The organism is Bdellovibrio sp. BCCA, from assembly GCF_037996825.1.
Lineage (GTDB): Bacteria > Bdellovibrionota > Bdellovibrionia > Bdellovibrionales > Bdellovibrionaceae > Bdellovibrio.
Window position 1 is genome coordinate 196,896 of sequence record NZ_JBBNAC010000002.1, and the last position, 12,144, is coordinate 209,039.

Consider the following 12,144-nt stretch of genomic DNA (forward strand, 5'->3'; position numbering starts at 1 on the left):
GCCGACTTACGAATCGGACGGCTTCTTCTTTTTAAGCTTCGGAACAATCTCCCCTAAAGAAATGACTTCAACCTCATGGCCTGAGTCTGTTTTTTCAGCGTTAGTAGGCTTTGGCTGCTCAGAGAACGCCTTATTGTATAGATTTACGATCTCTTCGTCATCGTCCTCGTCTTCAAACGGTGCTGCGACCTGATCGTTAGTTTTGTCAATAGACGCATTCACATCTTCAGAATTGAAGTTCGGAGAAAGTTCAATCGCGTCAAAACGCTCTTTGTATGTCTCAGCTTCGAACTTGTCCTTATTTTCTAGTGTCGAGCAATAAACAAGCATTTTTTGAGAACTGAGAGCAATGTCTCCCTTTTCCTTAAACATTGATTCTGATCCACCATATCCATTGTCCTTTAGAGAAATAAAAATGACGTTATGGCAGTTGATTTCTGGTTTCTTTTTAACAGAATTTATCTGTGCTGCGATTTCCTTAGTGATCTTTCTCTCGTTATCTTCAACTACAACGGCATATCGCTTTCCATCCCTTGTTGCGATTGAGTCCAGGAAAAGTGCCGGGTTATTTACTTTCTCTGTTATGAATCCGAAGTTACCAAGAAACTTCTTAATAAAGGTTGTTCGATCAAATGAAGATCCAAATGGCTGACACAATGATTCGTAAACGACTGTCAATGGCTTTTTCATGGTAATAGCTTCGACACCACCATGCTTAAAAGCATCTCTAATTCCATCAGGAGTAAAAGTGAACAAATGTGCATCAAACTCTTTTCCGAACTTTTCATATAGAGCTTCGTAAGTCGATGGATTGATGAGTGGTATTTGAAATAGTCCCTCAGAAGTAGCACAGCGGCCACGCTGCTGTGGTAAAATGTCATTTGCAAGTGGTGCATTGGCGATCTGTGCATCTCCTGATGAGGCGACCCTGAAGGCTTGAATGACGTTTAAGCCAATCTTTAGATCTGGTGGCACGTCTTCAAAACCAAGTTTTTGAGTCAGCAAAATAAAGTAGATTCCATAAGAACGTCCGGCACGCATGATATTCCCCATCTGCCATGCAGCCGTACCTTCTTTGTCCAAATTTCTTTCAAAGTTCAATACTTTTTTATTACGTGAGATGAATGAGAACTCTTCAATGATTATACAGATTCTACTCATCTTCTTTGCTTTCGGATTATACCACATTGGATGCTCGGGGATCTCCGCAAGCACTAAGCCAGGAGTTGCCTCAAGTTTCTTCTTGCGGTCTTCAATAAGCTTCTCTCTTTTTGCGAGCCACTTTTCTCTAATTGCTCCGCCCTTTTCGTACTCAACAACTTTCTTTTCAAACTCTTCCAAATTCTTGCAGCCCCCAGCGGCGGAGAAAGCAAGTTCCCTAAAATTCATCTCCTCATAAGCATAATCTAGTCCTGTGATGAACTTTGAAACTCCAAGAGCAGACTCTCCACCTTCTTCATCATCATTGGTTGTAGATACAGCGGCAGCGAAGTTGTTCTTCTTGAATAGTGGACTGAGATCGCCAAGGCCCTTTTTCGGGTCGATGCCGATAAAAAACGTCCGATCCCCATTAGTAATATCAGCAAGCATCGCTGTTGTTGCACCCGATGTTGATTTTCCTGAACCTGATGTTCCAATACAGGCAAGTCCCGCGACAATTTCAGGGTTTACAACATAGTAATCGCCAAGCTTTTCCGAGATGCCGTAACATAGTTTCCCTCTGAAGAAACCTTCTGCTATCAATTTTTCCAACTCACCAACAGTGAATGAGCGTAATGGAAGTTCAGGAGATAGGTTTTTAGGATTCAAACCTTCCCACAGCGATTGTAGCATTGCTTTTACCTTTTCTCCGGCTTGCACTTCGTGCTCCTTATGAAATTTCATTTACGCATTCAGAGAATAAAATCTCTTCTGCATGATCCATCATCAGTACAATTTGAATCATAACTTCATCTTCTTTTCTGGCCGTTGATATCAGCGGTCGGGCGTACTGAGTGAAGTTATTTAGTTTCTTTCTGACAACACGTCCGTTAATAAGGACCATTGTCATTTTTCCGGTCGTTTCGTTAAACTCAGTGTTATCAACGTCACCGTTTGAACTGTGACTATCTTTCGTTGAAAGATGCACGAATCTGTCAATCATGTATCTCTCGCGAATCTCATTTAGAATCGACTCTCCTTCCGAACACATTGAATCGCGAACTTCTTGTAGGTATCGAAAGATGTTCTTATCTTGCTCGATTGAGGCAGCTATATTTTGGATTGCTCTTATCAATCTTTTGTTTTTTGTTTTGGAAATATTCATCCTTTGTCACTCGTGCCAACATTGAATGTTCGGCACACTCCTTCCATCCATGGAATTTTTGTGTTTGTTCATATCAACGCATTTAGTGAAGAAAGTATGAGTCTGTTCGCCGGAAACGGAGGCAGATAATGATGCGGTTCCCGACTCCCCTGCACAACCATCAAATGGAATGACTGTTTCTGAAGTCGCGCCACTTGGAGCAGTTGCTCCCTTTGGGAAGATTTCTGAGTTGATAAACAACTCGTCGATGTAACGTCGATAATCAGTAACGAATTCGCTCGAGTTAACGACGTAGGTGTGCATGATGCTTGCGGGATAGCCGTTTGGTTTCGATGCACAGTTATGTTTCAATCGATCAAGAGCGCAATGGCCAAACTCATGAAAGACTGTTGAGTGTCTAAGTACTTCTCCATAAGGAGCACCAGCTACCATCACGCCGCGTTCGTCAAAATCGAATGTATCTTTGAAGAAAGTGGTGTCGACAGTTACTAGACGCCCCGTAATTCTTCCATTGATCGTTTTTAAAGAGCATTGAGCGACAACCTGGCCGCCTCCCCCATACCCGAGATCAGCCTCTGCTGTATCAATGATTGAGAGCCTTTGTTTGAGTGCTGTACCAACATAGTCATTTGATTCCAGTTGGAATTTCTCTTTGTACACTTCGACTCTGGGGGCATAAAAATGAATTTCCTCATCGTAAGATCCGCAACCTTGCAGAATTGCAGAAGAAATTAGAAATAATGTATTGAAAAGTGTTTTTCTCATGAGTGCCCTCATTCTTTAAATGGAGAAAGGCAAAAAATGAGTAATGAAAAAAACGATTTAGAAGTTAAATCTTAAAACGATCCATTTTTTGGAGGCTAATTTGAAACCAACAAGATTTCTCGTTGAAGATTCAGCGGTGATGAAATCACTAACCGCATTGATTCTGGAGAGTCCATATCAGCATTCTGTGACTACTCCATATTCAGCGGGCCTTGATGAACCATTGTTTCGTTCTGATTATGGTGGTGTTGTATTTGCTTCTAAATGGAGTCTTTTCTCATTTGTGCAAAATGCACATCCTGATGTGTTCTTGAGAAACAAGATTCAAGCTTCTATCGAAGCCACAAAATTGAAAGTCTATGAAGATTTCGCGAAAGCGAATGATGTTGAATTTAAAGATTCGCGACACCTTGAAGAGAGTGTGCGCAAGATGGATTTAAAGAAGAAATTATTCGGTCCAGATTCACTTACTGAAAGACTCGCTGTCTCTTTAGAGAAGGCCTTATTGGAAAAGCCAGTGGTTTCTTTTCTCAAGGTATCTTTCAATGCAGATAAAGAAGATCTATACTCTTATGAGGTTAAGATTGAGGCCGGATTCAGTTTCGCATTAAATGGCGAAAACCCTTCACTGGAGGAAGGGGCTTGTGTGAGTCACTCGAAGTATGCTTATCCAGATACAGTCATGATGCAAGAAGAACCAGATTCAACTGCCAGAAACATCGCAAGACTTTGTAATGATCTCTGTCTTGGATTGATGCCACGTAAACCAAAGACGAACTTGGTTACGGACTAAGTTCGCTTTTCATTTTTTGAATGCGGATATAGTCGGCAAGATCAGACGCTGTTTCGAGAGAAACTGCGTCTCGAATAGCTTCGACTATGTAGCTCTTAGTGGTAGCCGCAAAAACTTCTTCTGTTGTCAAATCGAAGTTATACAACTCCCTGACCCCTGAAAGATCAGACTCCTTAAACTTAGCGAAGATTTTATCAGCCTGTATGGCCAACGCATTCTTTAATTCTTCCTCTTGGCGTTCTGCTAAGGCTCTTTCAACTTGAGCCTTCTCTTTGGCAATTCTCTCGAAATGAAGTGAAGGAATTGGGATATAGTTTGCTGGCTGACGGAATTCACCTTTTCCTTCTAGATAGTGAGCAAGTAAGCTACAGAGCGATTTTTTAATCCACGGATCCTTAGACTCTGTCGTGATCAACTTATCCAACAAAAGAACTACCTTGTTGTAAACTCTCTTGTTAAAGAGTTCCGTATCAGGATATTTCTTGATCAAAGTAGCAAGATATTCTTCATTCAAATCAAAAATTTGTGTGTTTGACATGAAGGTATTAAGACCCTTGTTGTACGTTCTTGCTGCATTTAACACACCCATATACTTCTTGGCTTCGTAGATGTGTTTAACCTCTTCTCCACTCAAATCAGGCGGAACACGCACAACAACGCATGAGTGATTTGCGCGACGAGAGAATAGATATTCTTCAATAGCACCAATTTCAACAAGTTCTCTGAAATATGACTCTCTTTTGTTCGCGAATGTCTTTTCAGAAATCTGCGTAAGTGCTAATAACTCATCCACAGTAATGTATAAAGTGGTGCTTTTTCCAGGTTGAGCTATTGCCTGAGCTTTACTAGAAATAACTGTGAGTAGCTTTCTTAAAACTCCGGATGGAAGTTGGTTGTACTTCTCGCGACTCATCTTCGCGATTTTGTTTTCTACGATATTTCCAAAAATCTTTTCATTTAGCGTAACGTACAAATATCCATCTTCGCTAGAAGCGCCCATTTTCTTAGCGTAGTAGATTTCGTTTATATAATATCCATCATAAGAGAGTTGCTCATCCTTACCGTTGAAGTAAGTCGTACCAATCACTTTAAAGGTTGTTCTTTTGAGGTGTTCTATATTTCTTCTAATTTGGGAACTTTTCTCGTTGATTCCCATAATCTTCGCTAAATCTTTTATTTTAAACCCCACCGTATTCCAAGCCTTTGGTGGTCTTTTCTGAGACTTCTCGTGATTTAGATCAATCATCTTGGCCATGTCTGATTGATCGCGATCTTCAGCCCACTCAAGAAAGTGAATGTCTTCCTCCTGCTCTTTTTCCATCTTAGAGATCGCTAGGTCCATAATGCCAATCAAGGCGTCTTGAGCTGCGGCTCCAGGAAGCCCTTTTGCTGTACGACTTTGTTCTGAGTTCTTAGATTCGAGGGTTTCAGCTTCCACTCGAATAGTACGCACTCCACCGTTTGGAAGGATGGAGGTGAATTTTGTTGCGACCGCACTTTTGCGATCTGTTTTTCCGAATTGAAAAAGCATAAGGGAGGTATGAATTGCTTCAAAAGAGATCGTGGCTTTTTGCTCTTCAGAGAAGTATTCAGCCTCTGAACCATGAAATAAAGATAGTTGCTGTTTTGGCAGTGTACTAACTTCCATAGGTGTCCCCCTCCCCTTGTATGTAGTAATATTTAACAACAAATAACAACGTACTCACAAAATCAGTCCCTAGTTCGCACAAGTGCTTGTTAATATTGAATTCACAAGTTTCTTAACTCCCAGTGAATCCATCTTCTGCACACTTGTGGTCCATCTTAAGTCCCAAAAAAATCCATCTAAAGACCCAGTGCCAGGTGTGCGTAAGATGGAACATTTTGATCTTTGATTCATGCATCCACCTTGCACACACTGCTTTCTGCCTAAAATTGCACCAAAACACTCGATTCTGGTCAAAATAAAGAGAAAACGCCATCTTACTCACACTGCTCATCCATCTTGTGCACACCATTCTTCAACCTTGCACACACTTGATGCTTTTTTAATGTGGGTGGTGTGCGCAAGATGGAGTGAGATATTTGAAAATTGAACGACCAACAAAATCCATCTTGTTCACACCAACACGCTTTTATCTGAATAGAGTTTCAGTCTTAAGTCGAGAGTTTTAGTGTGAGTAAGATGGAAATTCCTATATGCTCCGCGCAATTACCAGTACTTATTGATGTGTCTTGAAGAGAAAAATCAATCTTGTGCACACCAAATTGAAGGTAGAAGTGCCGTTCGTCAGTTATTGGAAAAACGAAATCCATCCTATGCACACCTAGTGCGATTCCAGTGTGTATAAGATGGATTTTAATGGAGCTTTTTCCGTTGTTTTCATACAGATAGGCACTTTCGTTAATCTAAAATCCATCTTACTCACACCTGCTGGTCTAGGGAGTGTGTGAAAGGTGGAATTTATGGATTGTTTTTCAATCTTACGCACACTCAAATTCATACCTAGTGTGCATAAGATGGAGATTTCACTTAAATCCGATGATCAAAAAAGGGGCTTGTGAGTGGAGCGATGCGGCGTGAATCCATCTTGTGCACACCAATGACTATCAGTCCAAAAATTGGCTTTAGTTTGATCGGCTTTGTAACCCTGACCTCGGTAATGGTGGAGTTAGGTTTAAGCAACATATCGAGTTTTAGCGCTATTGAGAGGTAATTTAGCAATGCCAATGACAAGCTGAAAGGCACACCCGAAGTTTCAGGTGTGCTTAAGATGGATTTAATTACGTTTCTTTGGTGTCGGTGCTTTGAGACTGTATTCGTAGGATGCGTAGTATTTCGAAATGACGTGATCCATGCCTTCTTTCATCAACTCCTGAATTGTAATGCCAGTCGCTGCTGAAATCTTTGGTAGCATTTCGTGATTGTACGCCGTAACTGAATACGTGTGTTTGACATATTTAATCTTTACAGGCTGAAGCGCTAAACCACGCTCCTTGGCCATTGCCAATATCTGTTCATCGGTAAATTGGACAGATGTTTGAGGCATTGAAGGGGGCACGCTTTGAGTTGGCTGTTGGCTCAGGTTGGTCATCGACTGCACTTGAGGGGGCGCCTGTATCTGTGTTGAAGGGGGAGTGCTATTGACATATCCTTCTTCAACGGGCGGCTTCTCAGAGTCGGCAAATGGTTTGCTGAAGGTTATGCCAGATGACTCACCTTTAGAGCCAAAAGCTCTTTGGCGCTGAAGAATTGGATTGTTTTCCATTGATGGTAGGCCCATTCCAGCTAAGCGCTTACTTTCCGGTGAACTCATGCTTGCATCTCCATAAGCTCGGCAACGAACTTTTCGTAGTCTTGCGCCCCAGGACTTCCGGGATCTGAACTAAACACATCTCCACCCACGAAACCAATATCTTCACCAAGGAACGACTTGAATCTCATGTTGGCCAATGATGCTGTATTTCTTATAGTTTGCTTAAACAACTTGCTTGCAACGCCCTGGTTGGATGCGATTTCCTGAATAAGTTCCTTCTGCTTTTTTGAAACTGAAATAGTCTGAGTAAGAAGGAGCTTCGGCTGGACTAAAGCTGGGTTATCATCCATCGCTAAGGCGATATTTTTGTAAATTACTGACAACTCCCCAAGATCAGCATTTGTCGCTTTGCTTGGAATGATAATATCATCAACTGCTCTAAGCACCATATGAAGGAACAAATACGAGTCGGCCCCTGCGGTATCAATAATGATGTAATCGAAGAGATCACGAAGACCGTCAATTTGCCTTTTCAGAAAGAAATTTACATTTTCTCTATTAATTAATGCGGGCTCGTATCCGTTTAAAAAAGGGTGATTTGGAATTAAATGAAGATTATCGGAAACTCCAAGAATAGCGTTCTTCGGATTGTATCGAGCAGATTCTATAAGATTAAGTACAGTGTCGTTTTGTTCAGGATCGGAGTGAACTCCGAAAAACTTACTGGTTGTCCCCTGCTGGTCAAAGTCGATCAGTAGAACTTTTTTATTTTTCTTTGCTAGACCAGCGGACATGTTAACGGCAGTTGTGGATTTACCAGTTCCGCCCTTAGTGTGAGTGATTCCAATTACTATTGCCATGTTGTCGTACCTCGAGATGTAAACCTATCTAAAGTGTATGTACTTTCCCTAGTAAATCAACCTCATTTAACAAGGAAGGTCTAGGTAGTACATTTCGTAAGCACACCATGCTTGGGGTGAACAACCTATCCATCGTAGACAGTAGGTGTGACGGGTAAGGTGGGTGTGCCACACCAATCATTACCATCGAGATAACACTAACGAGGCAACATCGCTCTGGTGTTGAAATGTGGTATTGAAAATACGGTGTACTCCGAAATCAACACCAGTTTTGGTGTTGATTGTTGGTGTTGCTGAGGCGGTGTTGATTCTGTGGTGTTGAATTTGGAAGCTTTTTGAAGTTTCCGGCACCTATACATCGTCCAACAAGATGTCTCGTTATAGGGCATTCTGGAGCGAATTCGAGAGAGAAGGACTTTTTGGTATGCGTAACATAATGGTTTGTGTTTTCTCACTATTCCACGAGCGAAATCACTGTGGCAAATATAAAAGAAGATGGGGAGTTACGAATAAGAAACTGAGTGGGCGATTATTGAATGGAGATCTACTGAATGACGAAAGGTTCTGCTTCATTTTTCCATCTGGAATGAATAGACTGCCAATTCCGCCAAAAAGAGGGTCAGAAATGGATCATGAAAGACGAAGTACGAAATGGCAGCTGATGATTGGCTGCTTAATTTTAGGTGCCCTGATTGCCTATTTTCTTCAGTAGAATATTAGCCTGGATTCTTACGATTAGCTTGTGGGACTCTTTTCGTTGGCAATATGGTGATCAGCGGCTTGATCGTAAGGATCCCAGTCATAATCGTGCAATTCTTTTAAATATCGTTTTGCTTCTAAGGCGGGGAGTGAGCGGTGTCCACCGGGGCTTTTCTCAGCATAAAAATCACCTCTATCAATAGCTCTTCTTATTGTGTTTTCTGAGTCTCCGGAAAGCTTTGCTAGCATAGGTACAGAAACCCAATCACTATCCTTCGAGGTTGCGTGCCTAATAAATGATGCCTTCGGATAATCTCCGTTGGAGCCTTCGATTCTCTTTAGTTCCTCATTCATTTTTGCCCAGGCTTTGCCTACGCATACTGCAATTCGCATTAGAAATGCGGAGGAAATTTTCCCATCTTTAGGGAACGGTTCAACGATAGTGACCTGAAGATCAGGGCAGGTGACAGCCAAGTATCCTTGGGTTTGTTTTAAGACGATAGGGTAAGAGAAAATTGAAGGCCTTCTTTTCATCAACAATCAAATCATAACTCAGTGTTAGATTCGGCGACACCAAAAAAACTTCCAAAACTTCCACGTTTTTGGCCACTTAACTACGCCGCGTAATATGCAACATAGCTCCAGTTATGTCGCATTGGATTTCGTACTATTTTGTAGGACAATCATACTACTTTGTAGAACGGTCTTTAAATCGGATTTTAGGACCGCTGAGACGAAACAGCTTTGAGGATTCCACGATGGATAAAATTGATAGCTCAACAACTAGCTTGTCGACGACCGACTACGCCCATTCCTTTCAGCGTGAAAATCTGCTGATAAAGCTATGGATAAATAGTTTCCCTTCTAAAAACACCCAAGACGTATACTCGCGGTATTTAAAGCTGTTCACTATTACGATGAAGGTCCAGTCACTCCGAGATGTGCGAACTTCTCACATAAACGTGTATTTAAGAATGATGCTTGCTACAAAGTCACAAAAGACAGTTTCTCTGTACAAGGCAGTTCTTGGGTCCGCTTTCTCATACCTAGAAAGTGTCGATTACATACAAGTGAACCCTATCGCTAAGGCAATGAAAGTTTCCGTGCCAAAAAATGGAATTTATAAGATCTTTTCCGTTGAAAATTCCAAGCAGATTATAGATGCAGCTCACGCCCAAGATAAAGCCATGATGATATTTCTGTATTTTACGATGGCGAGAATTAGTGAATTAATTAATCTCACGATGGCCGACATTATTGTTGATACCAATTGGGCCACAATCAAAATTCGTGGTAAGGGAGGTAAGCTCAGACGGGTCAAGATTCCAATAGAGGTTTATTGTAAAGCGATGGATGCGCTCTATGAAGAAAGATCAAAGATCAGTAACGGAGTAATAAATCCGAACGATCCACTTTTTATCTCTTCTAGACACACTAAATTATCTCGAAGCCAGACGTGGAGGCGTTATAAAGGTGTGATAAAAGCAGCAGGTCTTCCATCTCAAATTGCGCCACACTGGTCTCGGCATAGCGCTGTTACTCATGTATTAAAGCGTGGAGCCTCATTAAAGGCGACCAGTGAAATGGCGGGACATGAGTCTATTGAGGTGACTGCCTGGTATCAGAACATCGATGACGAAACTCCACCAAGCAGCTATCTGAGCGCTGGCATTTCTGATTAGGCAGCTTTTCTTTTCTTATTCTTGGCTGCTTTTTTAATTCGCTCACTCAAGTTCTTCTTTGAGCAAGTAATTTGAAGGATCATTTCACAGAACTCAGAGTAAGTAAGTGAGTTGCGGATATCCTCTGCATTGAATTCATAAACGATAGTGTCTTCGGTTGCTTTTATGGAGCAGGCAGATGAAACACCAGAAAATGCGGACTTGCCACCAACGCAAGTTCCTTGATTCATGTAGTTGTGAATAGCACCTTTAGCAAATACTGCAACTTGACCACGAGCAATCAAGTAGATTGATTTCAGCTTTTCACCCTCACGGATAAAAACCTTACCTTTTTTGATTTCTATCTTTTTGTTTGCCACATTGCTGAGCTTAAACTTATTTAGGAGCAATTCATCTTCTTGTGATTCATGGTCAACTAAGTCTCTCGGGGTGGTTGGAGAATTTAGGCGCTCTATTATTCGAGAATATAATATAGATCGTGCACCCCTTGCGCCCAATTCAAGTTTAATGACGTCTTCCGAAATTGTCATGAGTTCATCATCCGAAAAGCGGATATCAAAGTTCAAAAATGAAAACTGATCTAGGAGAGATTTCAACTCTCTAGTTTTAATGATTTCGAACATGTCGCGAATCGACAGTGGAGTGAGTTCAATTAAATTATGGAGTCTGCCAAGAAGTTCTTTCTTCAGTCCGCTATTCATCAAAAAATCTCTTTGATATCCAGAAACTTTCTTTTCGGCCTCCACCATCTGGATGCCAATTGTTCGACCGGAGGATTCTTGCTCTGCATCTTTTACGAATTGAAATGATCCGGCAGCGATAACCATCATGTTTTTAGTATTGAGCTTTCCGGCTTCAGTGGGAACTATTGTTCCTTCGATGATTCTTAGTAACTCAAATTGGATCTTTTCATTCGCTGATACGTCACCAACAGAAAGACAAAGTTTGTCGATTTCATCAAGAAAGAGAACGCCTCGTCCAAGCTCATGAATGTCTTCAAAATGAGCTGTGGCAATTTTGATCGCGTCTTCGATGGAATTACCTTTAAATCCAGCAGATGAAAGCCTGGAACAATCTACGTGAACAAATGGAATGCCGATATAGGAAGCTAAAGCTTCAGCAATCTCAGTTTTTCCGGATCCTGTTGGTCCAACTATGATGGTATTTATTTTCTTTTTGGAATAGTCTTCATCAAGACAATTCATGATGTGCAATTTCAATGCAAGCGCAGCGCGAGTCTTAGCGTCGCTTTGACCCTTGATTTTACTATCAAGGAACGCGATCAAATCTAAGTGATCGTCGTCATATGCTGTACTTTGTTTCAAAATAGCAGACATGTCCACACATCCTAGTCTTATCCACCACTACTATCAATACGCTTATCGAACAAATACAGTTTTGTTTTAGGGGTAAATTGCAAAAAGACCTCTGATTTGTTCTTTTGTCCAGAACGAAGTCAAAGGCCTGTTAAGGAAATATTATTGAAAATCGTCGAAATTATCCGCGCCCGACAATCTCACCAATGTTCGGCAAGATTTTTCGTGCTTCATCGTGCAACTGAATGCTCCAGAGTTTTCGCGCTAGTTTCTCATCACCGATATGACCTTTATCAGCTATGAACTCGATATAGTCCTCAATTTTGTCAAATCTTCGGAGTTGATTCATGTAGTGGAGCCTTGTCGCAAAATCTGCTGGGCTTGATGAATACGCAGCAGCTTCATAAGGAGACAAATAGTTCCTGACGATCTTGAATTTGTTTTTACTCTTCAAAATATACCGAGAGAACACCCTAACGACTTTTCCA

Annotated in this window: 12 protein-coding genes; 2 read left to right on the forward strand and 10 right to left on the reverse strand. The window is 41.3% G+C overall.

The features are described from left to right. Positions 1-6: 6 nt before the first annotated feature. From AAAA78_RS19610 to AAAA78_RS19620, 3 genes are all read right to left on the reverse strand, one after another. Complete coding sequence (locus AAAA78_RS19610) at positions 7-1,884, reverse strand: hypothetical protein (RefSeq protein ID WP_340593963.1); 1,878 nt, start codon at positions 1,882-1,884, stop codon at positions 7-9. Then, positions 1,871-2,143 carry a hypothetical protein gene (locus AAAA78_RS19615; RefSeq protein ID WP_340593964.1) on the reverse strand — a complete coding sequence of 91 codons (273 nt, stop codon included), beginning with the start codon at positions 2,141-2,143 and terminating at the stop codon, positions 1,871-1,873. Before AAAA78_RS19615 ends, AAAA78_RS19610 begins: the two co-directional genes overlap by 14 nt. A gap of 168 nt (positions 2,144-2,311) precedes the next feature. Then, positions 2,312-3,070: a hypothetical protein gene (locus tag AAAA78_RS19620; RefSeq protein ID WP_340593965.1), complete on the reverse strand. Its 759-nt coding sequence runs from the start codon at positions 3,068-3,070 to the stop codon at positions 2,312-2,314. 100 nt (positions 3,071-3,170) lie between these two features. Between AAAA78_RS19620 and AAAA78_RS19625 the strand changes: the two genes are divergently transcribed. Further along, positions 3,171-3,863: a hypothetical protein gene (locus AAAA78_RS19625; protein ID WP_340593966.1), complete on the forward strand. Its 693-nt coding sequence runs from the start codon at positions 3,171-3,173 to the stop codon at positions 3,861-3,863. On the opposite strand, the gene AAAA78_RS19630 is transcribed toward AAAA78_RS19625, so the two are convergent. From AAAA78_RS19630 to AAAA78_RS19650, 5 genes are all read right to left on the reverse strand, one after another. Further along, complete coding sequence (locus AAAA78_RS19630; RefSeq protein WP_340593967.1) at positions 3,853-5,511, reverse strand: hypothetical protein; 1,659 nt, start codon at positions 5,509-5,511, stop codon at positions 3,853-3,855. The genes AAAA78_RS19625 and AAAA78_RS19630 overlap by 11 nt on opposite strands. A gap of 69 nt (positions 5,512-5,580) precedes the next feature. Continuing rightward, positions 5,581-5,742: a hypothetical protein gene (locus AAAA78_RS19635; protein WP_340593968.1), complete on the reverse strand. Its 162-nt coding sequence runs from the start codon at positions 5,740-5,742 to the stop codon at positions 5,581-5,583. A gap of 880 nt (positions 5,743-6,622) precedes the next feature. Further along, the gene (locus AAAA78_RS19640) at positions 6,623-7,159 is read right to left on the reverse strand and encodes a hypothetical protein (protein ID WP_340593969.1); all 537 of its coding nucleotides are present in this window, start codon (positions 7,157-7,159) and stop codon (positions 6,623-6,625) included. After that, positions 7,156-7,959: a ParA family protein gene (locus AAAA78_RS19645; protein WP_340593970.1), complete on the reverse strand. Its 804-nt coding sequence runs from the start codon at positions 7,957-7,959 to the stop codon at positions 7,156-7,158. The genes AAAA78_RS19640 and AAAA78_RS19645 overlap by 4 nt, the downstream gene beginning before the upstream one ends. 735 nt (positions 7,960-8,694) lie before the next feature. Next, a complete protein-coding gene (locus AAAA78_RS19650; protein WP_340593971.1) occupies positions 8,695-9,192 on the reverse strand; it encodes a helix-turn-helix domain-containing protein in 498 nt (165 codons plus the stop codon). 224 nt (positions 9,193-9,416) lie between these two features. Here AAAA78_RS19650 and AAAA78_RS19655 point away from each other — a divergent pair, with 224 nt between their 5' ends. Then, positions 9,417-10,340, forward strand: coding sequence for a tyrosine-type recombinase/integrase (locus AAAA78_RS19655; protein ID WP_340593972.1), 924 nt, complete (start codon positions 9,417-9,419; stop codon positions 10,338-10,340). Here the strand turns inward: AAAA78_RS19655 and AAAA78_RS19660 are convergent. Continuing rightward, positions 10,337-11,677: an AAA family ATPase gene (locus AAAA78_RS19660; RefSeq protein WP_340593973.1), complete on the reverse strand. Its 1,341-nt coding sequence runs from the start codon at positions 11,675-11,677 to the stop codon at positions 10,337-10,339. The genes AAAA78_RS19655 and AAAA78_RS19660 overlap by 4 nt on opposite strands. 160 nt (positions 11,678-11,837) lie before the next feature. Continuing rightward, positions 11,838-12,144 (reverse strand): hypothetical protein (locus AAAA78_RS19665; protein ID WP_340593974.1); only part of this gene is annotated, 307 nt, incomplete at its 5' end.

What these genes read in the sequence shown, in the direction of transcription:
- AAAA78_RS19610 (WP_340593963.1), bottom strand. Translation starts at nt 1,884, where the DNA reads ATGAAATTTCATAAGGAGCACGAAGTGCAAGCCGGAGAAAAGGTAAAA.
- AAAA78_RS19615 (WP_340593964.1), bottom strand. Translation starts at nt 2,143, where the DNA reads ATGATTGACAGATTCGTGCATCTTTCAACGAAAGATAGTCACAGTTCA.
- AAAA78_RS19620 (WP_340593965.1), bottom strand. Translation starts at nt 3,070, where the DNA reads ATGAGAAAAACACTTTTCAATACATTATTTCTAATTTCTTCTGCAATT.
- AAAA78_RS19630 (WP_340593967.1), bottom strand. Translation starts at nt 5,511, where the DNA reads ATGGAAGTTAGTACACTGCCAAAACAGCAACTATCTTTATTTCATGGT.
- AAAA78_RS19635 (WP_340593968.1), bottom strand. Translation starts at nt 5,742, where the DNA reads ATGAATCAAAGATCAAAATGTTCCATCTTACGCACACCTGGCACTGGG.
- AAAA78_RS19640 (WP_340593969.1), bottom strand. Translation starts at nt 7,159, where the DNA reads ATGAGTTCACCGGAAAGTAAGCGCTTAGCTGGAATGGGCCTACCATCA.
- AAAA78_RS19645 (WP_340593970.1), bottom strand. Translation starts at nt 7,959, where the DNA reads ATGGCAATAGTAATTGGAATCACTCACACTAAGGGCGGAACTGGTAAA.
- AAAA78_RS19650 (WP_340593971.1), bottom strand. Translation starts at nt 9,192, where the DNA reads ATGAAAAGAAGGCCTTCAATTTTCTCTTACCCTATCGTCTTAAAACAA.
- AAAA78_RS19655 (WP_340593972.1), top strand. Translation starts at nt 9,417, where the DNA reads ATGGATAAAATTGATAGCTCAACAACTAGCTTGTCGACGACCGACTAC.
- AAAA78_RS19660 (WP_340593973.1), bottom strand. Translation starts at nt 11,677, where the DNA reads ATGTCTGCTATTTTGAAACAAAGTACAGCATATGACGACGATCACTTA.